19 protein-coding genes are annotated in these 22,735 nt (G+C 63.6%); 9 read left to right on the forward strand and 10 right to left on the reverse strand.

Translation table 11 applies throughout. The features are described 5' to 3' along the window. Positions 1-28: 28 nt before the first annotated feature. Entirely contained in the window at positions 29-1,516 is a 1,488-nt protein-coding gene (locus FCL40_RS10080) for a L,D-transpeptidase family protein (protein WP_136853171.1), read from the reverse strand. Positions 1,517-2,083: 567 nt separating this feature from the next. Here FCL40_RS10080 and FCL40_RS10085 point away from each other — a divergent pair. Further along, a complete protein-coding gene (locus FCL40_RS10085) occupies positions 2,084-2,497 on the forward strand; it encodes an HU family DNA-binding protein (protein ID WP_169307079.1) in 414 nt (137 codons plus the stop codon). Positions 2,498-2,546: 49 nt separating this feature from the next. Here FCL40_RS10085 and FCL40_RS10090 read toward each other — a convergent pair whose 3' ends face one another. From FCL40_RS10090 to msrP, 3 genes are read right to left on the reverse strand one after another with little or no spacing between them, the layout of a single operon-like run. Beyond that, positions 2,547-4,319, reverse strand: a complete 1,773-nt coding sequence (locus tag FCL40_RS10090; RefSeq protein WP_136853173.1) for a DUF885 domain-containing protein — start codon at positions 4,317-4,319, stop codon at positions 2,547-2,549. A 58-nt stretch (positions 4,320-4,377) separates the two neighbouring features. Continuing rightward, on the reverse strand, positions 4,378-5,010 hold the full coding sequence (gene msrQ, locus FCL40_RS10095; protein ID WP_205729124.1) for a protein-methionine-sulfoxide reductase heme-binding subunit MsrQ: 633 nt from the start codon (positions 5,008-5,010) through the stop codon (positions 4,378-4,380). Beyond that, positions 5,010-6,029 carry a protein-methionine-sulfoxide reductase catalytic subunit MsrP gene (gene msrP / locus FCL40_RS10100; RefSeq protein ID WP_136853175.1) on the reverse strand — a complete coding sequence of 340 codons (1,020 nt, stop codon included), beginning with the start codon at positions 6,027-6,029 and terminating at the stop codon, positions 5,010-5,012. Before msrP ends, msrQ begins: the two co-directional genes overlap by 1 nt. Positions 6,030-6,220: 191 nt before the next feature. On the opposite strand from msrP, the gene rmuC reads away from it, so the two are divergent. The 7 genes from rmuC to cdd all read left to right on the forward strand — a co-directional run bounded on the left by rmuC (position 6,221) and on the right by cdd (position 15,816). Continuing rightward, positions 6,221-7,540 (forward strand): DNA recombination protein RmuC, encoded by a 1,320-nt coding sequence (gene rmuC, locus FCL40_RS10105; RefSeq protein WP_229360309.1) that lies wholly within the window; start codon positions 6,221-6,223, stop codon positions 7,538-7,540. Between the two features lie 38 nt (positions 7,541-7,578). Further along, complete coding sequence (locus FCL40_RS10110) at positions 7,579-9,471, forward strand: transglycosylase SLT domain-containing protein (protein WP_136853177.1); 1,893 nt, start codon at positions 7,579-7,581, stop codon at positions 9,469-9,471. A 72-nt stretch (positions 9,472-9,543) separates the two neighbouring features. Beyond that, complete coding sequence (locus FCL40_RS10115; protein WP_136853178.1) at positions 9,544-10,449, forward strand: AAA family ATPase; 906 nt, start codon at positions 9,544-9,546, stop codon at positions 10,447-10,449. After that, complete coding sequence (locus tag FCL40_RS10120) at positions 10,446-11,363, forward strand: DUF58 domain-containing protein (RefSeq protein WP_136853179.1); 918 nt, start codon at positions 10,446-10,448, stop codon at positions 11,361-11,363. The genes FCL40_RS10115 and FCL40_RS10120 overlap by 4 nt, the downstream gene beginning before the upstream one ends. Further along, positions 11,353-13,308, forward strand: a complete 1,956-nt coding sequence (locus tag FCL40_RS10125) for a transglutaminase family protein (protein ID WP_136853180.1) — start codon at positions 11,353-11,355, stop codon at positions 13,306-13,308. The genes FCL40_RS10120 and FCL40_RS10125 overlap by 11 nt, the downstream gene beginning before the upstream one ends. Before the next feature lie 94 nt (positions 13,309-13,402). Further along, a complete protein-coding gene (gene sbcB, locus FCL40_RS10130) occupies positions 13,403-14,812 on the forward strand; it encodes an exodeoxyribonuclease I (protein WP_136853181.1) in 1,410 nt (469 codons plus the stop codon). Between the two features lie 116 nt (positions 14,813-14,928). Then, positions 14,929-15,816 carry a cytidine deaminase gene (gene cdd, locus FCL40_RS10135; protein ID WP_136853182.1) on the forward strand — a complete coding sequence of 296 codons (888 nt, stop codon included), beginning with the start codon at positions 14,929-14,931 and terminating at the stop codon, positions 15,814-15,816. A gap of 138 nt (positions 15,817-15,954) precedes the next feature. On the opposite strand, the gene FCL40_RS10140 is transcribed toward cdd, so the two are convergent. Next, on the reverse strand, positions 15,955-16,821 hold the full coding sequence (locus tag FCL40_RS10140; RefSeq protein WP_136853183.1) for an NAD(P)-dependent oxidoreductase: 867 nt from the start codon (positions 16,819-16,821) through the stop codon (positions 15,955-15,957). Positions 16,822-17,323: 502 nt separating this feature from the next. Between FCL40_RS10140 and FCL40_RS10145 the strand changes: the two genes are divergently transcribed. Continuing rightward, positions 17,324-18,226, forward strand: coding sequence for a LysR family transcriptional regulator (locus FCL40_RS10145; protein ID WP_136853184.1), 903 nt, complete (start codon positions 17,324-17,326; stop codon positions 18,224-18,226). 137 nt (positions 18,227-18,363) lie between these two features. On the opposite strand, the gene fabF is transcribed toward FCL40_RS10145, so the two are convergent. The 5 genes from fabF to FCL40_RS10170 form a co-directional block, all read right to left on the reverse strand. Next, entirely contained in the window at positions 18,364-19,602 is a 1,239-nt protein-coding gene (fabF, locus tag FCL40_RS10150) for a beta-ketoacyl-ACP synthase II (protein ID WP_136853185.1), read from the reverse strand. Between the two features lie 62 nt (positions 19,603-19,664). Beyond that, positions 19,665-19,898, reverse strand: coding sequence for an acyl carrier protein (gene acpP / locus FCL40_RS10155; protein ID WP_028108150.1), 234 nt, complete (start codon positions 19,896-19,898; stop codon positions 19,665-19,667). 165 nt (positions 19,899-20,063) lie between these two features. After that, the gene (gene fabG / locus FCL40_RS10160; protein WP_136853186.1) at positions 20,064-20,810 is read right to left on the reverse strand and encodes a 3-oxoacyl-ACP reductase FabG; all 747 of its coding nucleotides are present in this window, start codon (positions 20,808-20,810) and stop codon (positions 20,064-20,066) included. Between the two features lie 16 nt (positions 20,811-20,826). Then, the gene (gene fabD, locus FCL40_RS10165) at positions 20,827-21,750 is read right to left on the reverse strand and encodes an ACP S-malonyltransferase (RefSeq protein ID WP_136853187.1); all 924 of its coding nucleotides are present in this window, start codon (positions 21,748-21,750) and stop codon (positions 20,827-20,829) included. 14 nt (positions 21,751-21,764) lie between these two features. After that, the gene (locus FCL40_RS10170; protein WP_136853188.1) at positions 21,765-22,730 is read right to left on the reverse strand and encodes a beta-ketoacyl-ACP synthase III; all 966 of its coding nucleotides are present in this window, start codon (positions 22,728-22,730) and stop codon (positions 21,765-21,767) included. Positions 22,731-22,735 lie beyond the last annotated feature (5 nt).

Below are 22,735 nucleotides of genomic sequence, written 5' to 3' on the forward strand. Positions count from 1 at the left end.
ATAAAATTTTCGGATATCACCCTAAGAATCAATCTCCTTTGTCTTGGTTCCCCTGAGCCATGGCGATGGCCATTTTGTGATCCAGATCACCATCCTGGTGATAGATGTCCCGGCGATAGTGGGCAACCCCCTTGTCGTTAAGCCAGGCACTCCAGTAGACCAGATAGACCGGCAGCGGCCGCCTCAGCCTGAACCAGCGGGTCTCACCCAGGCTCCTGGCCAGGTCGAAGCCCGCCTCATCCACCTCTCCCTCAAAGGCCAGTTGGCGGGCAAGCAGTTCCGCCTCCTCAACCCGGACACAGCCCGAACTCAGGGCGCGCTGCTGACGGTCAAACAACTCCGGCTCGGCGGTATCATGAAGATAGATGGCCCGGCTGTTGGTCAGGTGGAACTTGAATCTGCCGAGGGCGTTGCCATCACCGGGTCGCTGAGACAGGCGGTAGGGAAACGGCCCCCGTGCAACCTGCTGCCACTTCTCGGGAGGGAAGTGCACCGGCTCGCCACTCAGGGTGAAGGCGTCAAATCCTTGCCTGGACACATAGTCACCGCTGCGCCGTATCTTGGGCAGCAGATCTCGCCGTAGGATGGAGCGAGGCACATTCCAGCTGGGGTTCACCACCAGGCTCACCACCTCTGTGGCCATCCTCGGGGTACGCCTGCTGTTGCGCCCCACCACCACCCTGGCGCTGAACCTCTCTCCCTGCGGGGTGATCCATCGCAGCCGGTAATCAGGAATGTTCACCAGCAGGTAGGAGGCATCGAACGCCATGCGATCATGCCACTGACGCAGAATATTTCTGGCCAGCCTCTGGGCCCTAACCCTTGGGGTTACCCTGAGCCAGGCTTGGGTCCTGGGTCCAACCACCCCATCCGCCGCCAAGCCGTGGCGGCGCTGAAATCGGCGCACCGAGTCCACCAGGCCCGGATCATAGACCTCACCCCGGTCCGGTCCCCGATGGTCGCCAAGCCAGGTCAGCACCTGTCGAACATCGATCACCTGGGGATGTCGCTGTCCCGGTTCAATCAGGGAGTCGGAGGGGAAATCGGGCCAGGGAATCGACTCCAGCCTCATCAAGGCGTCCACCCGGTCACGCGCCCGCAGATAGCGGACCCCCTCGGGAGCCAGCTCCGCCACCCGTTGCCAGATCTCTCCCCGGTGCGCCGCCTTGATCAGCGGGTACTCCCCCCCCTCCGCCGTCTGCAACAGGAAGGGGGCATCGCCCAGGCCATCCTCGCCCAGGGGGCGTGCACGCAGCTGCTGATTAAAGGCCCGAATCAACTGGAATCCGAGGAACAGCAGCTCATCCCGTTGCTCGGGGGGCAGTCCAGGGTCGATGAGCGCCTGGTGAGCGGAGGAAAGCTGGGGGGAAAGATTGGCGGCGGAGAGAAACGCCAACTGCCGGGTCAACTCGTCGGCGGCCAGCTGTTGGCCACCGGCCTCCTGCCGGGCGGCATGGACCAGCCCCGCCCCCCACAGACAGCAAAGTATCGCTAGCAGACTGAGTCCCCTGACCAAACCCCACTCCCCTTAGCCGCTCGCTAACCCACGGCATCCGCCTCTCAGTCCCACCCCAGAACCGGGCCGATATTTGCCGCCCCCATTTCGGTAAGTGGGTAGAGATAAGTATGGCAAGCGCTGGAGATCTCATGAAATGCAGAGTGAAAAATGAAGTTGCCGTGACACACCGCGGTCCCGGAAGCAGGCTGGGACCAGGCAAAAAAATGCCCCCGAGAGGAGTCTCTGGGGGCCAGGGGTTTCAAGGTCAAAACAATCACGAGAGAGCGTGTTGCGATGAAGGCTACTCTACGCCCGTCAGATTGCAGCCAGATGACAATCCAAGCAGCTTGTGGCCCCGACTTCCCCTCGAGATCACCCTGGCGGAACGCGGTGGGATCCGCGTCGTTCACGGCGGCAACTTTTAATCGCATAAACCTTTATTTTCATAACGTTACCCAAAGTCCGGCCGGGAACGAAAATTCTCCTCTAATCCATCATCTTTTTCACCGCCGCCGTGAGCCAGTTCACAGCAAAGCAGTAACAAACCTCATACACTTCAAAGCGCTTAATGTTCCCAAGCTAGTCATGTTGCGCTGTCCCTCCCGGGTGGCGCTTTCTTTTGCCCCGCCGTTGACCAAAGGGGCATCAGTTGGTTCCCTCCCCATCGATTCACCAGCCAATTTCAGGTATAAAGCCGCTCCTGCGCATCAACCTGAGAGACCCATGAATCGGAAACAATTGATTCAAACCATGGCGGCCCGCAGCGGCCTGAGCCAAGCCCAGTGTCAAGCCAGCCTGTCCCAATTGCTGGAGAGCATCGCCCGTGCCCTGCATGAGGGCGAGAAGGTGTACCTGCCTAAACTCGGCGTGTTTGAGGTACGCCATCACCTTCCCAAGAGCGGCCGCAATCCGGTCACCGGAGAAACCATAGAGATCCCCTTCCGCTCTAGCGCCGCCTTCCGCCCCAGCGATCCGCTCAAAGCCGCGCTAAATCCCTAGCACACCAAGAACAACGCCGCCCCAGTGGACGGCGTTGATCTCGGTTCGGCTACTGCATCAGTTGGCGAATGTATTTCACCGGCGACGAACCGTAACTGAGGAAGGTCTCATGGAAGCGCTGAAGGTCAAAGTCTGCCCCCAGCCTGGCCTTCTGCGCCTCCCTAAGATCATAGATCTCCCGGAAACCGGCGTAATAGGAGGTCAGCTGTACCTGGCTGAGGGTGGCCCGACGCCACTTCTGCTCTGCCTCCTCCTGCTGCTGGAAGGCACCGTCGACCATGTGGGTCAGCGCCTGCTCACGGGAGATTCCCTTCACCTGGATCTCGTAGTCCAGGATGGTGTTGGTAATCACCCGCAGGTTCCACTTCCAGTACATCAACCACAGCTCGGGCTCGAATCCGCCGTAGCCCTGCTCCAGCATCACCCGCTCGGCGTACACCGCCCAACCCTCGACCATGGCGCCGTTGCCAAACAGGCTCTTCACCAGACTGGGTGACTCGTTGGAGTAGACCAGCTGAGTGTAGTGACCTGGGATCGCCTCGTGGATATTGAGGATCTGCAAGATCCAGTGGTTGTACTCCCTCAGGTAGCTCTCCGCCTGCTCGTCGGTCATGCCATCGAGGGGTGTCACGTTGTAGTAGGTGTTGGCTTGCTTGTCGTAGGGACCGGGGGCGGAGATGGACGCGCCGGCAAACCCCCTCATATAGGCGGGGGTTTCACGCACTACCAGGGGCTTGGTGGGATCCAGGGTCACCAGTTGGGTCTCGTTGACGAACTGCACCAGCTCGGGGATCTGCTTGCGCACCTCGGAGACAAACTCCTGCCGCTTCACATGGCGGGCGGAGAGATGATCCACCAGCTCCCGCACCGCCTCGAGATCGTCCATCGGCATGCCTCGACCGGGGAAATACTTGGGCCACAGCTGCTGGGTGATGGTGATCATCTGCTTCTGGGCCTGATCCCGGTCCGCCAGCGCCTTCTCATACAGCTGGCGGGCGGTCATCCCCGCCTGGATATCCAGGGCAAACTTCTCCTCGTACAGGGTCTCGCCGATGCGGAAGGAGCGGGGCGTCCCCTGCCTGAGCTGGGCCACCAGGGTCTCCAGCCAGCCGATGTGGCTCTGAATTGCCTGCTTGGTGACATAGAAACGTTCCTGGAACAGCATCTTGTCGGCATCACTCAGGCCAGAGCCCATCGCCTGGTCCAGCATGGCATCGGAGAAGACGCTCAGCGCCCCCCGATTCTGCAGCAGCGCCAGCTCGGTGTGCTCCAGGGTGGGGTTGTCGATGTTCTCCCGGGCGACCCGATAATACTCCGGCACCCCCTCCATCCGCCCCAGCACCGCCTTGAGACGGGTTTCCAGAGGCGCGTAGGGCTCGTTCATCAGCCGGGCAAAGGGGCCGGCCACGTTGTAGTTGGCCGGGTTCCACTGCCAGGATTTGAATCTGGTGTTTTCCCACTCCATCTTGTCCAGCACATTGGTGATCAGCGCCAGATCGATGCGGGCGGCGGCGGTCATCTCCACCTGCTGGAAAGGCGCCAGCCGCGACCGCCACCTGGCCACAAACTTGGCGTCCCGGCTGCGGCTGTCACCATCGGGAATCACCAACTGGTCGGCATAGTCATAGAAGCCGGAGTAAAGGGCCCAGGTAGGGGCATGACGCCACAGGTCCTCCACGAAAGACTGACTGACGACAGCAAACTTTTGAGCCTGGCACTGGGCCAGACAGGGGGGCGGGGTCAACTCGGCGGAGGAGTGGCTCTGGCAGCCTGCCAGCCCCAGTGAGGCCAGCAGTGCCAGGGCGGCAACTTGGGTTTTCATGGTTCACTTCCCTGATGGTTTGGGTTGAGGCAAGTAAACCAGAAAAGCGGGGCCGCTGTCAGCCCCGGTTTAAGCCGCGGTTAAAGCTGGTAACAATTTGTTGGTAAAACACAATTCGCTTGCGGCGCCAGGCCAGCAATCCCAGGCACAATGACAGATAGAGCGCCGGCTCATACCAGCCGGATTTGACCGACCACCAGAAGTGCACCGGTGCCAGCACCGCTGCCAGGTACACCCAGTCATGCAGTTGCTGCCAGCGACGCCCCAGGCGGCGCTGCATGGCGCCGGGGGAGGTCGCCGCCATGGCGGACAGGATCAGCAGGGTCGCCATCCCCACCAGGATGTAGGGGCGCTTGACGATCTCCCCCAGAAGTAGGGCCACGTCCCCCAGCAGGTCCAGCCCCAGAAAGGCCGCCACATGCAGCAGGGCGTAGACAAAGGCCCACAGGCCGATGAGCCGGCGCACCCGCATCAGCCCTCCCATCTGCAGCCCCTTGGCCAGGGGCGACACCAGCAGGCTGAGCATCAGGCCGTGGAGCGCCCCCATGCCGAGGAAGTGGATCACGTATTGCACCGGGTCGCCGCCGGCGGCGCCGCTCTGCACCGACAGCCACAGGTAGGCCAGCGGCAGGATGAAACCGAGATGCAACAGTGTCTTAAGGGCCAGAATCCGGCCTTGGGTCAGTCTCATCAATACCAGCGCCTCAGATCCAGATCGGTGTACATCTGGGCCACCAACTCTCCGTAGCCATTGAACATCTCGGTGGGGATCCGCTTGGCCGAGAGCAGGCCTCCGGCACCGATGCGCCGTTCGCTGGCCTGGGACCAGCGGGGATGGTCCACCCCGGGGTTGACATTGGCGTAGAAGCCGTACTCATGGCTGGCCAGAAGGTTCCAGGTGGTCGGCGGCATCCTCTCCACCAGCTTGATGCGCACTATGGACTTGATGCTCTTGAAACCATATTTCCAGGGCACCACCAGCCGGATGGGGGCACCGTTTTGCGGCGGCAGGGTTCGGCCGTAGAGTCCCACCGAGACCAGGGTCAGAGGGTTCATCGCCTCGTCCATCCGCAGCCCCTCCACATAGGGGTAATCGATGCCGCCACCGACAAACCGCGACGCCTGACCCGGCATCTGTTTGGGATCGTATAGGGTCTCGAACGCCACGTACCTGGCCCGGCTGTTGGGATCGGCTCGTTTGACCAGCTCAGCCAGGGGAAAGCCCAACCAGGGAATGACCATCGACCAGGCTTCCACGCAGCGCAGGCGGTAGACCCGCTCCTCCAGCGGCATGGCGTTGATCAGCTCATCCACATCCAGGGTCAGCGGGTGATTCACCTCCCCGTCAATGGTCAGAGTCCAGGGGGCGGTCTTCAGTCCCTGAGCGTTTTTGACCGGATCGGTCTTGCTGGTGCCGAACTCGTAGAAGTTATTGTGGGTGAGGATCTTCTCCTCTGGAGTCAGCTCGTCGCCGATGCCGTAGTTGCGGCTGACGTCGAAAGCGAGATCACGGCGGGGCGCCAACTCGACCGTGTCCCGATCCGGCGTCAGCCAATCCAGCAGACCGGCCTGCACATTCAGGGGCAGACTGGCGCTGATCGCCCCCAGACCCAGGGCCTTGGCAATCTGCCGCCGTGCCCTGAACACCTCCTCCGGGGTGACCTCACTCGCTCTGTGCTTATCCCACGCTTTTCGGGCTAGATACCTCATCCATTCCATTCCTCTGGCCTGTCCGTTACCTGTTAAGACCCCGGCAAGGGCGGTTTCATTTCATCCGACTGAACGGTTTCGGCAGAAAAATCATCAACCGGCGGCTTTTACACCGCTTGAGTCCCTCCCCCTTGATAGCGCCACAACTGGGTGCCACCCTAGTCCTAATTCCCCTAGAGATGCTGACTGACATGACCCTTGACCCCCTTAATCTCGGCCTTCTGGCCCTGACCGCCCTGCTTTCCCTGATACTGGGCTGGGTACTGCAGGGCGCGCCTCGACGCCGTGCCGAACAGGATGCCACCGCCCTGGAGGTGACCGCCGCCAACCAGAGAGAGCAGATTGACAAGCTGGAGGAGCAACTGGCGCGACGGGATCGCAGCCTCAATGAGCTCCATGGCGCCCTGGCCCAGAGCCGCGCCCGCGAAGAGGGCGTCCGCCAGCAGCTGCAGCAGGCCCAGCAGAGCGAAAAGCGCCTGAGCCTGGAGTTTGAAAACCTGGCCAACCGCATCTTCGACAGCCAGAGCAGGCGCCTGAGCGAAGCCAACCAGAGCCAGCTGGGGGCCGTGCTCACCCCGCTGCAGCAGCAGCTGGACGGATTTCGCAAGCAGGTTCAAGAGAGCTACACCAGCGAAACCCGGGAGCGCTTTGCCCTGAAACACCAGTTGGAGGATCTCAAGGCCCTCAACCTGAGGATGAGCGAAGACGCCCTCAACCTGACCCGGGCCCTGAAGGGGGACAACAAGGCGATGGGCAACTGGGGCGAGGTGGTGCTGGCCCGTCTGCTCAGTCAAAGCGGCCTTCGGCAGGGGCACGAATACGACACCCAGGCCGCCCTCAAGCAGGAGGATGGCAAACGCTATCAGCCGGACGTAGTGGTCCACCTGCCCGACGACAAGGATGTGGTGATCGACTCCAAGGTCTCCCTGGTCGGTTATGAGCGTTTCTTCAATGCCGAGGATCCGGCTGACCGGGACCAGGGGATGCGTGAACACCTTGCCAGCATCCGTGGCCACATCAAGGGTCTGGCGGAGAAGGACTATCACAAGCTTCAGGGAATCCGCACCCTAGACTATGTGCTGATGTTTATCCCGGTGGAGCCCGCCTTTATCTGCGCCATCGAAGCGGACCCGGATCTGGTGAATTTTGCCCTGGAGCGGAACATTCTGCTCACCAGCCCCACTAACCTGATGGTGGCCCTGCGCACCATCAACAACCTGTGGCGATTTGAGCACCAGAGCCGCAACGCCCAGGAGATCGCCGCCCAGGCGGGGAAGATCTACGACAAGCTGGTGGGCTTCTCCGACGACCTGCTCAAAGTGGGCCGCGCCCTGGAGACCGCCCAGGGGAGCTACGAGAGGGCGGTGAACAAGTTCTCCACCGGTCGGGGCAACCTGCTGCGACAGGCGGAGCAGATGAAACAGCTTGGTGCCACCACCAGCAAGCAGCCCCAGGCGGTGCTGCTGGAGGAGGCGCTGAACCCGACACTGGATGAGACGGCGGGTCGCTGATCCGCCCTCCGTCCTATGCGATACTGGAGGGACGAAAGATGGGTTGGAGCGCCCGCTCGCTGATACTGATTGTGACTCTGATTGGCGCCCAAGCCTGGGCTCAGAGCGGCCAGAGGCTGGCGTTTGAACAGGCGATGGATGCCATTGAGTCCGGCGACCAGGCCCAGTATCACCTGCTGCGGAAACGGCTCAAGGGCTACCCCCTGACCCCCTACCTGGAGTTCGAGTACCGCACCACCCAGATCGACCGGCTGACCACCCAGCAGGCGGTGGAGATCCTCACCTCGCTCAGCGATACCCCTCTCTACGACAGTTTTAAGCACCGTTTCCTGATGCAGGCGGGCAAGAGGAAGCGATGGCAAAGCTTCGTGGACATCAGTCCGCAGCCTCCCCGTAACACCGATCTCAGGTGCTACTACTACCGGGCCCAACTGGCCCTGGGCAACACCGATCTGGCCTGGGCCGGCACCGACCGGCTGTGGCTGACCCCGAGGAGCCTGCCGGAAGCGTGCACCCCTCTGCTGACCGCCTGGCGCAAAGCGGGAAGACGGAGCAACGACCTGATCTGGCAACGCATGCTGCTGACCTTCGACGCCGGCCAGGGGCAGCGCCTGGCCTATCTGAACACCCTGCTCAAGGGGGAGTGGAAGCGCCGAGGGGAGCGGCTGGTTCGCCTCTACCGCGCCCCCAGAGAGGTGCGCAGCCAGGGCGTCATCAAGCGCCACCCTCAGCAGGCGCCGCAGATGGCGGCGCTGGCCCTTCGGCGTCTGGCCCGTCAGGACCCCGGCTACGCCCTCAAGCAATACCACAGGTGGCAGGGGCAACTGGGCGAACAGGAGGCCGAGGTACGCCGGAACCTCCTCCGCCGCGCCCTGGCGGACAACCTCTGGACCCCGGCGCTGGCTGCGCTGATGGAACAGTACCCAGAGGACGACCTGATCATCCAGCGAACCCGTCAGTTGATCGGTAACAGCGACTGGGCGCAGATCAACCTGTGGCTCTCCCGCATCCAGGAGGTGGAAGCGGACGACTGGCGTTACTGGCGGGCCCGGGCGCTGGAGGAGTTGGGCCTCGAACAGGAGGCGATGGCCGCCTACCGCGAACTGGCCGGCGAACGCAGCTACTACGGCTTCCTGGTGGCTCAGCGCCTGGGACAGCCCTACCGGCTCAACAGCGCCCTGCCCTCGCCCGCAGCCGAAACCCGCCGACGGGTGGGCCGGCTGCCGGCCCTGGCCCGCATCACCGAACTGATGGCCCTGGAGCGTCTGAGTGACGCCCGCGAAGAGTGGCGCTGGCAACTGCTCAGGCTCAACCGGGAGGAGCAGCACGCCCTCACCGCCCTGGCCAATGCCCGTCACTGGCACTTCCTCACCGTCCAGGGCACCATCGCCACCAGGAGCTGGGACGCCATCCCCTGGCGCTTCCCCGCCGCCTACAGCGACGAGTTCAACACCCAGGGCAAACGCTGGCAACTCGACCCTGCCCTGCTGCGGGCGATCGCCCGTCGGGAGAGCGCCCTCTACCCCAGGGCCCGCTCCGGGGCCAACGCCTACGGGCTGATGCAGCTGCTTCCCGCCACCGCCAAGGAGACCGCCCGGCGGATCGGCGCCGACTACACCGGACGCAGCCAGCTGTACGAACCCGGCTACAACATCCGCCTGGGCAGCGCCTACATCAACCAGCTGCTGGAGCGTTACCAGGGCAACCGCATCCTGGCCACCGCCGCCTACAACGCCGGCCCCCACCGGGTCAGCCGCTGGCTGAAGCGCTCCGACGGCGGCCTCTCCCCGGAACAGTGGGTGGAGACTATTCCCTTCAGGGAGACCCGGGACTACGTCAAGGCGGTACTGAGCTACCAGTTGATCTATAACGATCTTCTCGGCACCCCCTCGACGCTGCTGTCCGAGGAGGAACTGACGCGCCGCTATTGAGCCCAAGCCACCGCCACGGCCAACCGTGGCCTCGACTATCCTTGAAACTGTGGCAACCTCAAGGAGCGCGAGATGGTGCACAACCTGGAGCCGGTGCTGGGGCAGCTTCAGCAGGTGGTGCTGGATAAGCCCACCGAGATCCGTCTGGCCCTGGCCTGCCTCGTCGCCCGAGGCCACCTGCTGATCGAAGATCTCCCCGGAATGGGCAAGACCACCCTGTCCCAGGCCCTGGCCACCACCCTGGGGCTGAGTCACCGCCGGGTTCAGTTCACCGCAGACATGCTGCCCGCCGATCTGACCGGCTTTACCATCTTCTCGCCCGAATCCCAGGAGTTCCGCTTCCATCCAGGCCCGCTGTTCAGCCAGGTGGTGCTGGCGGACGAGGTGAATCGCGCCAGCCCCAAGACCCAGAGTGCCCTGCTGGAGGCGATGGCCGAACGCCAGATCAGCTGCGACGGGGTCACCCGCACCCTGCCCGACCCCTTCTTCGTGATCGCCACCCAAAACCCCCAGGAGCAGTCCGGCACCTTCCCCCTGCCGGAGTCGCAGCTGGATCGCTTTATGATGCGGCTGAGCCTGGGATTCCCCAGCGTCGACTCGGAGAAGCTGCTGCTCAGGGGCGACCACCTGGCCGACCGGGTTCGGGAGTTGCCGGCCCTGATCACCGCCGACGAGCTGAGCCAGATGCAGCGGGCAGCCGACCGGGTGACCGTGACCGAACCGGTGCTGGACTACCTGCTGGAGCTGGTCAGCCACAGCCGCAGCAACGGCGACGGCCTGTTGCCCCTATCGCCCAGGTGCAGCCGGGCCCTGTTGGCTGCGGCCCGGGCCTGGGCCCTGATGGAGGGGCGCCACTTCGCCGTGCCCGACGATGTCCAGGCGGTGTTTGCCGCCGTCAGCGGTCACCGCCTGGCCGCCGGCGCCCGCGGGGTCTCCGGCGCCCAGCGGCTGCTGGACAGGGTCAACCCCATACGATGACGATCCCCAGGTTCTGGCAGCCCCCTCTACTCAAAGCGGCCCCCTCTGTCCGGCTGGAGCACAATGACATCCTGATCCTGCCCTCCGGGTTCGGCGTATTCTACTTGGGGCTCGCCGGGGTGCTGTTCGTATTTGGCTCCAACTACCAGAATAACCTGGTTCTGATGCTCGCCTTGCTGATGTTCAGCCTGTTCAGCTCCTGCCTGCTGCTCTGCTTCCGCAACCTGTCCGGGCTCACCCTGAGGTTCGCACCGGGACGGGCCGATTTCGCCGGTCAGCAGGTGGGGTTCCCGGTGGAGCTGAGCAGCGACCGCCATCGCCATGCCCTCTCCCTCACCCTGGAACAGGGGACGGGGCAGCGGTTGTCGCTGCTGAGCAGCCCCGGCAGGAGGCTGGAGCTCAATCGCCTCGGTACCCGACGGGGCCGGCTGCAACCGGGCCGGGTGCGGATCAGCAGCCGCTACCCCCTGGGGCTGTGCCGGGTCTGGGCCCATATTCACCCCGAGGTGGCCTGCTGGGTCTGGCCCGCACCCGAGGCGGAGCAGAGCGCCGGCCAACCGGCCCCAGCCCTGCCCGCCGGCGCCGCCCAATGGCAGGAGCTGGAGGGACTGAGCCCCTGGCAGCCGGGACACAGCCTCTCCCGCGTCGACTGGAAGCAGCTGGCCCGCCAGCGGGGAAAGATGCTCAAGCAGTTCAGCGAACAAAGCCAGGAGGCATGCTGGCTCGAGCTGGACCCGGGCCACCCCCAGTTGGAGCGGCACCTGAGCCTGCTGGCCGCTGCCGCCCTGCACTGCCAGCAGGCGGGGATCCCCTTCGGCCTGAGAGGCTCGAAGCCGGCGATCCCCCCCAGCCTGGCTGCGGAGCAGCTGTCGCGAGTGCTGGACCGGCTGGCCGGAGTCCCCCATGCTCACTGACTCACCCCACCACGGACTGCGGCAGACCCTGGGCTGGCTGCTGCTCACCCAACAGATGATGGTGGTGCACCTGATTGGCGTTCTGCCCGACTGGGCGTTGGCCATCGCCAACCTGGCCCTGGCGTGGCGTCTGGCGATCTTCCTCGGCAAGCTTCCCCCACCCCCGCCGCCGCTGCTGTTTCTCCTGTCGCTGCTGGTTCTGCTCAGCCTGGTGCCCCTCTATCTGCGCCAGGGGATAGCCATCACCCTGTCGGTGATGATCGCCCTGGCCTACAGCCTTAAGTCACTGGAGGTCCGCCACCGGCGGGACATCCTGATCCTGACCCTGGTGGGATTCTTCCTGATCTCCCTGAGCCTGATCCCGGCGCAGTCTCCCCTGAAGCTGGCCTCCGCCCTGGCCCTGGTGACCCTCAACATCACCGTGCTGCTCAGCCTGCACAGCAGTGCCAGTGCCCGCGCCAACCTGGGCGCCACCCTGCGCCTGGCGCTGTTCAGCCTGCCGCTGGCCCTGCTGCTCTACCTGCTGGTGCCCCGGATCGACCCCCTCTGGTCCCAGGGCGCACGCCCCGGGGCGCATACCGGCCTTAGCGACCGCCTGGCCCTGGGGGACATAGCCCGGCTGACCCAATCCACGGAGATGGCCTTCAACGCCAGTTTCGACACCCGTCCCCCCCAGGAACGACTCTATTTCAGGGTGTGGGTGCACAACCTCTACGACGGCCGCACCTGGTACGGCGCCCGCTCGCTGCCGGTGGCCGCCGCCCTGCCGGCGGGATCGGGACCGGGACAGACCTACCGAATCAGCCACTGGCCATCTGGCGGACATCTGCCGACCCTGGCGGTCAGCCAGGCCCTGACCCAGGGGGTGCACCCCCTGGAGGACGGACTGTGGCAGAGTCACCACGCCGGCGAGATCACCCTCTTCTGGCAACCGGCCGCCCCCCCGAGTTTACCCCGGGCCCTGACCCCGGCGCTGCAACTGCCCTCGGGCAACCCCAGGGCACGGAAGCTGGGGCAGCGCCTGGCGGGCAAAGGGGCCGGGGAGATTGCCCGGCAGATTCTGCGGCGGTTCAGGGAGCAGCCGTTTCGCTACACCCTGGCCCCGCCGGACACCGGGGCGGATGAAGTGGACGGGTTCCTGTTTGACACCAGGGCCGGGTTCTGCGGCCACTACGCCAGCGCCATGGTGTTCCTGCTCAGGGCCGCCGGGATCCCCGCCAGGCTGGTCAGCGGCTACCAGGGGGGGCGCTGGCTGGGAGAGAGCAACCGTCTCCAGGTGCGCCAGCTCAACGCCCACGCCTGGGTGGAGTATTGGCAGCCGACCCAGGGTTGGGTTCGCAGCGACCCCACCGCCATGGTGGCCCCGGAGCGGGTCCAGATGGTCGGCGAACAGCGGGTGGCCAGTTGGTTGGGCCTCGGCGACTGGCTCGGGGAGGGGGCAGCGGTGCGCAAGCTGGGCGAGCTGACCGACCACCTCAATGCCCTGTGGCATCAGCAGGTCAGCGGCTTCGATCGACTCGGGCAACAGCAGTGGCTCCGCCGTCTGCTCGGCCAGCGCTCCCCCCTTAGCCTGCTGCTGCTCGCGACCCTCCTGGTGACCACCCTGCTGCTGCTCCACCTGAGGCTGGCCAGGATGCTGCCCCGGCCGCGGCTGCCGCTGCCTGAACTGCTGCTCTGGCAATGGCTGGCGACACGGCTGACCCGCCTCGGCCACCCTCCCGGCCCTGCCCCGTCGGTCTCCCGGCTGGTGGCGCTCACCGAACGCAGCCGCCCGGCCGCCGGTCCGGCGGCACGCCGGTTGCAACGGCTGTTCTATCGCCTGCGCTACGCCAAGCCGGAAGCGGCTCGGCGCCGCCCGTTGCGGAGGGCCATGTGGCGGCAGTTCCTGGCAGTGAGGCGGGCCCTCAACGGGCCCCGGATGACCGCTCCAGGCCCGCGCCGATAAGCCGCCCCCGCCGCGCCGGGTCTGCGCCCGGCGCTGTCGCCGGCGGCTCTCTGGTGTATACTCAGCCCAAATTCCTGTAAAAGACCGAGTTTCGATGACCGACGGCCCAAGCCTGCTGTGGCACGACTATGAAACCTGGGGGGCCAACCCCGCCACCGATCGTCCGGCGCAGTTCGCCGCCATCCGCACCGACCTGGATCTCAATCCCATCGGCGAGCCGGTGGAGCTGTTCTGCAAGCTGCCGGCGGACTACCTACCCTCCCCGGAGGCGATGTTTGTCACCGGCATCACCCCGCAGCGAGCCAACCGTCTGGGCGAGGTGGAGGCGCAGTTTATCGCCAAGGTGGAGGCGGAGATGGCCAGACCCGGTACCTGTACCGTCGGCTACAACTCCATCCGCTTCGACGATGAAGTCACCCGTTACACCCTCTACCGCAACTTCTTCGACCCCTACGCCCGGGAGTGGCAGAACGGCAACAGCCGCTGGGACATCATCGATTTGGTTCGGGCCTGCTACGCCCTGCGGCCCGAAGGCATAGAGTGGCCGCGGCGGGACGACGGCAACCCCAGCTTCAAGCTGGAACACCTGACCGCCGCCAACGGACTGGATCATGGGCACGCCCACGACGCGCTGTCTGATGTGCGCGCCACTATCGCCCTGGCCAGGCTGGTCAAGCAGACCCAGCCCAAACTGTACGACTGGTTCTTCGGCCTGCGGCGCAAACAGGCGGTCTCCAAGCTGGTGGACGTACTGGCGATGAAACCGCTGCTGCATGTCTCCTCCCGCTTCCCCGCCAGCCAGGGCTGCGCCACCCTGGTGATGCCGATGGCCTGGCACCCGGAGAACCGCAACGCCGTGGTGGTGGTGGATCTGCACCAGGATGTCAGCCCGCTGATTGAATGGAGTGTCGAACAACTCAAGGAGCGACTCTACACCCCGTCACGGGAGTTGAAGGAGGGGGAGCGACGGGTCCCCGTCAAGCTGCTGCACTTCAACAAGAGTCCGTTCATCGCACCGGCGGCCACCCTGGAGGATCCCCAGGCAGACAGGCTGGGGCTGAATAAGCAGCGCTGCCGGGATAACTACACCCTGCTTCGCCGCCATCACCAGCAGGTGCGGGAGAAGCTCACCGCCCTCTACAGCGAGGAGTGGTCCACGGAAGAGAGCAGAGACGTCGACCAGCAGCTCTATGGCGGCTTCTTCTCCGATGCCGACCGCAGCCAGATGGAGCTGGTGCGCACCACTGCGCCCGAGCACCTGGCCGCCCTCCACCCGCAGTTTGCCGATCCGCGGCTGTCGCCGCTGTTCTTCCGCTACCGGGCACGCAACTACCCACAAACCCTGTCGGAGTCGGAGCTCAAACGCTGGCAGGATCATTGCCAAGAGCGGATCAACGACCCGGAGTATGTGATGCGCCTGGAGCAGTTAGTCGAGGCTCATCAACAGGATGAGACCAAGATGGCGTTGCTGAAAGCGCTCTATCATCATCTTCAATCGTTGTAAATTAAAGAAATGTTGCCCACTTCCCCTATATTTGGAGGTGGGCGTGATCCCCATCACATCGAAATGATCCACAAGCGCCTAAACTGTAACCCATTTTCATAATTTGAGGATTGAGGATGAGTACCCGTTTCGCAGACGCGTTGACTCAGATGCCTGATGCCCTGGCGGAGGCCGTCGCGCCCATGCTGACCGAGCATTTTGCCGGTCACCTCTCCGCCGAACAGCTGAAGCAACTCAGTGAGAAATCCGGCCTAGAGGGGTCCGAGCTCTACCTGGCTCTGCTGCCCATCGCCGCCACACTCTCCTATGCCCCCATCTCCAACTTCTTCGTTGGCGCCATTGCCCATGGTGCCTCCGGCGACGCCTACATGGGTGCCAACATGGAGCTGGTGGGAGAGGCGCTGTTCCACTCGGTTCATGCCGAGCAGTCCGCCATCAGCCATGCCTGGCTGGCCGGCGAACCCAAGCTGGTGGGGATCACCGTCAACTACTCTCCCTGTGGCCACTGTCGCCAGTTCATGACCGAGCTGAACAACAACGAAGGACTGACCATCCGCCTGCCGCAGCAGCCACCTCAGCCACTGACCCACTACCTGCCCTACGCCTTCGGGCCCAAGGATCTGGGTATGGAGGACGGCCTGCTCGATGGCAACGATCACGAGATGGTGCTGGAGAACGACGATCCGCTGGTGCAACGCGCCCTGCGCGAAGCCAACGCCTCCTACGCCCCCTACTCCAAGACCCCGGCGGCCATCGCCCTGGAGACCGACAGCGGACGGGTGTTCGTTGGCCGTTACGCCGAGAACGCCGCCTTCAACCCCAGCCTGCCGGCGATGCAGATCGCCCTCAACGGCATGGCCCGAATGGGACTGCCCTTCGACAGCATCCGCCGCGCCGTGCTGGTGGAGAGCGACCGGGGTCAGATCAGCTTTGTTCACAGTGCCAGCGATGCCCTGGCCACCGTCAGTCAGGTGCCACTTGAAGTTTTCAAAGCGCAAGCTTAACAAGAAGATCAAGAAGATGCAGGCGGCCCGGCGCCGCCTGGTCTTCAACCGCGGGCTGAAGCTCCAGCCCGGATGGAGGATGAGCGCCTAGGCGCTCATCTTTTTGCCCGAACGGGGCAAACGCTCAGCCCCTTCACCCTACTTGGGCAGGCGCAGCTTCAACGACGAGGTGTCCATGCGACTGCCCCCCAGGCGCTGCACCTCGGCGTAGAACTGGTCCACCAGGGCGGTCAGCGGCAGTTGGGCGCCATTGCGCCTGGCCTCATCCAGGGTAATGCCCAGATCCTTGCGCATCCAGTCCACCGCAAAACCGAACTCATACTCATCCCTGAGCATGGTGTGGCCACGGTTGTCCATCTGCCAGGACTGGGCCGCCCCCTTGCCGATCACCCCCAGTACCCGGTCACCATCCAGGCCGGCCTTCTGGGCGAAGTGCATCCCCTCGGCCAACCCCTGGACCACGCCGGCAATGCAGATCTGGTTGACCATCTTGCACAGCTGACCACTGCCTGCCGGCCCCATCAGCTCGGCGCACTTGGCGTAGGCCTCCAGGACCGGACGCACCCGCTCAAACTGTTCGGGCTCGCCACCGGCCATCACCGTCAGCGCCCCGTTTTCGGCGCCGGCCTGGCCGCCGGAGACCGGGGCATCGATAAAGGCCACGCCACGCTCGGCAGCCACCTCGGCCAGCTCCCGGGCGACATCGGCGGAGGCCGTGGTGTGGTCCACCAGCAGCGAACCGGCTTCCATGCCCATCAGGGCCCCCTGTTTGGCGGCCACCACCTGACGCAGATCGTCATCATTGCCGACGCAGACAAACACCAACTCGCACCCCTGGGCGGCATCCCTGGGGGTCAGGGTATAGCTGCCCCCATACTGCTCCTGCCAACGCTGGGCCTTGGCGGTGGTGCGGTTATAAACGGTGACATCGTGTCCCGCCCGTTGCAGATGACCCGCCATGGGGTACCCCATGACTCCCAATCCAATAAAGGCAACCTTGGCCATTGTCTTCCCTCTGTACAACCAAAAGTGGCTTCATTGTGTGCCAGTTGCGACAGGATTGCGAGCCCCCGACCAGGGCAGGGTCGCTCGAGGCCTCCACTCAATGGCCTGAGCAGGCGGGAGAAAGGCCTTTTGCGCAGGCGCCGGATACCCCGCCGCGACCGGCAGTGGCTGCCGGCAGGGCTCCGTGGGTCGCTCCCGGAAACCGGCCAAGCCGAGGAGCATGAGAACCGCCCCCTGCATCGCCCCTCCCCTTTTCCGTTGTCGTCGAGCCAACGCCATGACACCTGCCGAGACCTGGCAACAAGGCAATGTAGTTCTATGAGTCACCTATTAAAACTGGAAAAAGGGGGACATTTGCCAATGACAAAAGAGGAAAAATGCCGCGCCGAATGATGCTCGGCATTGATCTCGATGGGTAAAAGACAAACAATGATCTGCGCCGATGCATCGGCACTTCGAACGCTGCTTGGAACAGCAGCACAGTTAATTCAGGACGAATTTTATGAAACTGCAACTGGAAGCAGTACGTGCCTTCGTGGCCGCCGCGGATGAGGGCTCCTTTACCGCCGCCGGCAGGCAATTGAACAAGACCCAGGCCGCCATCAGCCAGCAGGTGCAGAACCTGGAGATCGATTTGGGTTTCCACCTGTTCTGCCGCCAGGGCAAATACCCCAAGCTGACCGACAAGGGACAGCGGCTGCTCAAGGATGCCCGGATGATGCTCTCGCAGGTGGAGCACTTCTCCGAACAGGCCCGGTCACTGGAGGGGGTCGCCGAGCCCAGGCTGAGGATCGGCATCGATCCCCTGGTCGGCACCCCGGGGCTGATCGCCACCCTGTCCGACTTCTCCAGGCAATTTCCCCAAGTCGAACTCTACCTGGTTCAGCAGAACAGCCAGTCTCTTCTGCGACAGCTGGGTGATGGACGACTGGACGCCGTGCTGGGGCTGTTCCCCAAGGCAGACCTGGTGGACTACACCGGGGTGGACGCCTTTCCCATCGCCAGCCACTGGGTGGCCTCACCCCGGTTGGCGGACGCCCTGGGCGCCCCGCTGACCTACACCAACCTGAGCCGCTCCAGGCTGCTGTTGCCCACCAACCTGCCAGAGCCGTCGATGCGCAAGATGGCCGATATGCTTCAGGTGTGGCAGGTGGAAGATCTCAACACCCTGCTGAGTTTCTGTCGCGAAGGCATCGGCATCTCCTGCCTTCCCGACTTTGTCATTCGCCAGGATATGGCGCTCGGCAGGTTGATCAGGATTCAGTTCGACTTCGACCGCATCTCCAAGTTTGAGTGGCGGGCCACCCTGCTGTGGCCCAATGGCCACCGATTCCATGAGGCCGGCCTCTGGCTGCTGAATCAGATGACCCTGGAGGCTGGCCGACGCCCGGCGCATCAGAGCTGATCGCCTGCCCGTCGGCCGCCGAGTCACCGGGACCCGACGCCCTCAACGTAGAGCTCCCCAACCCGCGCCGTCGACCACCGATGCAGCCAAACAAAAACGGCGCCCATTGGCGCCGTTTTTCACTCTGAATGACTGGCTCAGGCTTTCTTAAACAACAGAGAGCCGTTGGTGCCGCCGAAGCCAAAGGAGTTGCACAGGGCATACTCCAGCTCCGCCTCGCGGGCCACCGGCCCCACGAAGTCCAGGTCACACCCCTCATCGGGGTTGTCCAGGTTGATGGTGGGCGGCACCTTCTGATCTCGCAGCGCCAGGATGGTGAAGATCGCCTCGGCAGAGCCCGCCGCACCCAGCAGGTGGCCGGTCATCGACTTGGTGGAGCCCATCATCAGCTTGTAGGCGTGATCACCAAACAGCGACTTCACCCCATTGACCTCGGCGATGTCGCCGGCGGGCGTGGAGGTGCCGTGGGCATTGATGTAACCCACCAGTTCGGGGGCCACGCCGGCATCGTTGAGGGCGTTGCGCATGGCGGCGGCGCCACCTCGACCATCCTCAGGCGGCGAGGTCATGTGGTGGGCGTCACCACTCATGCCGAAACCGACCAGCTCGGCGTAGATCTTGGCGCCACGGGCCTTGGCGTGCTCATACTCCTCCAGCACGATGACACCGGCGCCGTCACCGATGACGAAGCCGTCACGGTCCTTGTCCCAGGGGCGGCTGGCCTTGGTGGGATCGTCGTTGCGGGTGGAGAGCGCCTTGGCGGCGGCGAAGCCACCCACACCCAGCTCGGTGGTGGCCATCTCTGCGCCACCGGCGACCATCACGTCTGCATCACCGTAGGCGATCATCCGCGCCGCATGGCCGATGTTGTGCACTCCGGTGGTACAGGCGGTGGTGATGGCGATGTTGGGGCCGGTAAAGCCATACATGATCGACAGGTGACCGGCGATCATGTTGATGATGGTGGAGGGCACGAAGAAGGGGGAGATCCGGCGCGGACCGGACTTGCGCAGCTGGTCGTGGTTAGCCTCGATCAGTTGCAAGCCCCCCATGCCGGCACCGATGGCGGCGCCAATGCGGTGGGCGTTCTCCTCGGTGACCTCGATGCCGCTGTCGCGCATCGCCTGAATGGAGGCGGCCATGCCATACTGGATGAACAGGTCCATCTTGCGGGCATCTTTCTTGGAAAGATAGGCCTCGATATCAAAATCCTTGACTGAGGCGGAGAAACGCACAGCAAACTCGCTGGCGTCGAAGTGGGTGATGGGGCTAACGCCACTCTTGCCGGCCAGCAGGTTGGCCCAGGTGGTGTCCACATCGTGTCCGACAGGAGTCACGGCACCCAGGCCAGTGACTACGATACGGCGCTTGGTCATTGTCTCTCTCCGTCAGAAACAAAAACAGGCGGCCCATGCCGCCTGTTTCAAAATTCTTCTGCTTACTGGTTAGCAGTAACGTAGTCGATCGCAGCCTGAACGGTAGTGATCTTCTCGGCTTCCTCGTCAGGAATCTCGGTATCGAACTCCTCTTCCAGAGCCATTACCAGCTCAACGGTGTCCAGAGAATCAGCACCCAGATCGTCAACGAAAGAAGCTTCAGCCTTAACGTCTTCCTCTTTCACGCCCAGCTGTTCAACGATAATCTTCTTAACTCGTTCTTCGATGTTGCTCATAGTCTTCGCTTTCCTATTAAATTTACGCATCTGCGTAGAGTTGCGAGTAGTTTATTCGATTCATGCCACAATGCAAGCGAGGTCTTAATGGTCAAACCACGGAGTTTGCATCATTTAGGCGAAATTCGACTCAAATTACCTGCTGGATCACGATCCGGCCCAGTTTTAGGCCATCACCATCCCGCCGTTGACGTGCAAGGTTTCTCCAGTGATATAGCTTGCACGATCAGACGCCAAAAATACAACGGCGTCAGCAATCTCTTGAGGCTGACCCAGTCGGGCCACGGGCACCTGGCCCATAATGCCCTGCTTCTGGTCGTCGGTCAGCTCATCGGTCATGTCGGTCTGGATGAAGCCGGGGGCCACCGCGTTCACCGTGATGCCACGACTGGCCACTTCCTGGGCCAGGGACTTGGTAAAGCCCAGCAGACCCGCCTTGGCGGCACTGTAGTTGGCCTGACCGGCGTTGCCCATGGTGCCCACCACGGAACCAATGTTGATGATGCGACCATGGCGCTTCTTCATCATCGCCCGCAGCACCGCCTTGGAGGTGCGGAACAGGGAAGTGAGGTTGGTGTCGATGATGTCACTCCACTCATCCTCTTTCATCCGCATCATCAGGTTGTCGCGGGTGATACCGGCGTTGTTCACCAGGATATCGATGTCACCATGTTCGGCCTTGATTGCCGCAAAAAGTTCATCGATGGAAGTCTGTTCGGTCACATTCAGCACCATACCCTGGCCGTTATCGCCCAGGTATTCGCCGATGGCGGCGGCGCCACGCTCACTGGTGGCGGTGCCGATCACCTTGGCGCCAGCAGCAACCAGCTGCTCGGCCACGGCACGTCCGATGCCACGGCTGGCACCGGTGACCAGGGCAATCTTGCCGCTCAGATCGATACTAATGCTCATAGGAGTCTTTTCCTTGTTATAGGGCCGCCGCCAGGGTCGCCGAGTCATTCAGCGCCGCCGCAGCGATCGTCTTGTTAATTCGTTTGGCCAGGCCGGTGAGCACTTTGCCGGGGCCACATTCAAAGGTAGTCTCGATTCCCATCTCTGCCATGGCGTTGATGGTCTCGGTCCAGCGAACCGGGCTGTGCAGCTGTCGCACCAGGGCGTCGCGGATGGCGTCGACCTCTTCGGCAGCCGCCACGTCCACGTTGTTGATCACCGGTACCTGGGGCGCCTTCAGCGCCAGACCCGCCAGGGCCTCGGCCAGCTTCTCTGCAGCCGGCTTCATCAGGGCGCAGTGGGAGGGCACGCTCACCGGCAACGGCAAGGCACGCTTGGCGCCGGCCTCTTTGCACAGCTCACCGGCACGCTCAACCGCGTCCTTTTCGCCGGCGATCACCACCTGACCCGGGCTGTTGAAGTTCACCGGAGACACCACCTGGCCCTGGGCCGCCTGCTCACAGGCCGCGGCAATGGCATCATCGTCCAGGCCGATGATGGCGTACATGGCGCCGGTGCCGGCGGGCACCGCCTCCTGCATCGCCAGGCCACGCAGCTCCACCAGTTTCACCGCGTCTTTGAAATCGATGACGCCGGCGCACACCAGGGCGGAGTACTCACCCAGGCTGTGGCCCGCCATGGCGGCAGGAGTCTGGCCACCGGCGGTCCGGTAGGCGCGGTAGAGGGCGACGCTGGCGGTCAGCAGCGCCGGCTGGGTGCGCTGGGTCTGGTTCAGCTCCTCGGCCGGGCCCTGACTGACCAGTTGCCACAGGTCGTAGCCCAGCACCTCGGACGCTTCGGCGAAGGTCTGTTCGATGATCGGGTTCTCGGCGGCGATCTCAGACAGCATGCCAACGGCCTGGCTGCCCTGACCGGGAAAAACGAAAGCAAACTTGGACATAATCTTGAGTTCCTTTAAAAACGGATCAGGGCCGAGCCCCAGGCAAAGCCGGCACCGAACGCCTCCAGCAGCAGCACCTGGCCACGCTGGATGCGTCCGTCACGCACCGCCACATCCAGGGCGATGGGCACGGATGCCGCAGAGGTGTTGCCATGCTCGGCCAGGGTCAGGACCACCTGGTCCATTCCCATGTTCAGCTTCTTGGCGGTTGCCTTGAGAATGCGGTAGTTGGCGTTGTGGGGAACCAGCCAGTCGATCTCATCGCGCTCCATCTGGTTGGCCGCCAGCGTCTCCTCCACCACTTCCGCCAGGCGGGTCACGGCGTGTTTGAACACCTCGTTGCCCTTCATAAACATGTACTCCTCGCTGGGAGTGGCGCGGGGAGTCTTGCTGCGGGCCGGGGCCACGGCTTTCAGCAGCGGGCCCTGACGACCATCGGCGTGGATGTGGGTAGAGAGCACGCCCGGCTCCTCGGAGGCGCCCACCACGGCGGCGCCGGCACCGTCACCGAACAGGATGATGGTGGTACGATCGTCGGGATCGCACATGTCCGCCAGGGCGTCGGCGCCAATCACCAGCACCTTGTTGCAGGCACCGGATTTCACAAACTGGTCCGCCACCGCCAGGGCGTAGATGAAGCCACTGCAGGCCGCGGCCACATCGAAGGCGGGAATGCCGGAGATCCCCAACATCTGCTGCACCTCGCAGGCGGCAGAGGGGAAGGAGTTGGGGGCACTGCAGGTGCCGCAGACGATCATATCCAACTCGGAGGCGTCAATACCGGCCATCTCCAGCGCCTTCACCGCGGCACGGTGGCTCATGGTGGAAACGGTCTCATCGCCGCTGGCGATGTGACGGGACCGGATGCCGGTACGCTCGAGGATCCACTCATCGGAGGTATCCACCATCTTTTCCAGATCGGCATTGGTGCGGATCTGGGTGGGCAGGTAGCTCCCAGTACCTAAAATTTTTGTATGCATAGGAA

Source organism: Ferrimonas sediminicola, assembly GCF_005116715.1.
GTDB classification, from domain to species: Bacteria; Pseudomonadota; Gammaproteobacteria; order Enterobacterales; family Shewanellaceae; genus Ferrimonas; species Ferrimonas sediminicola.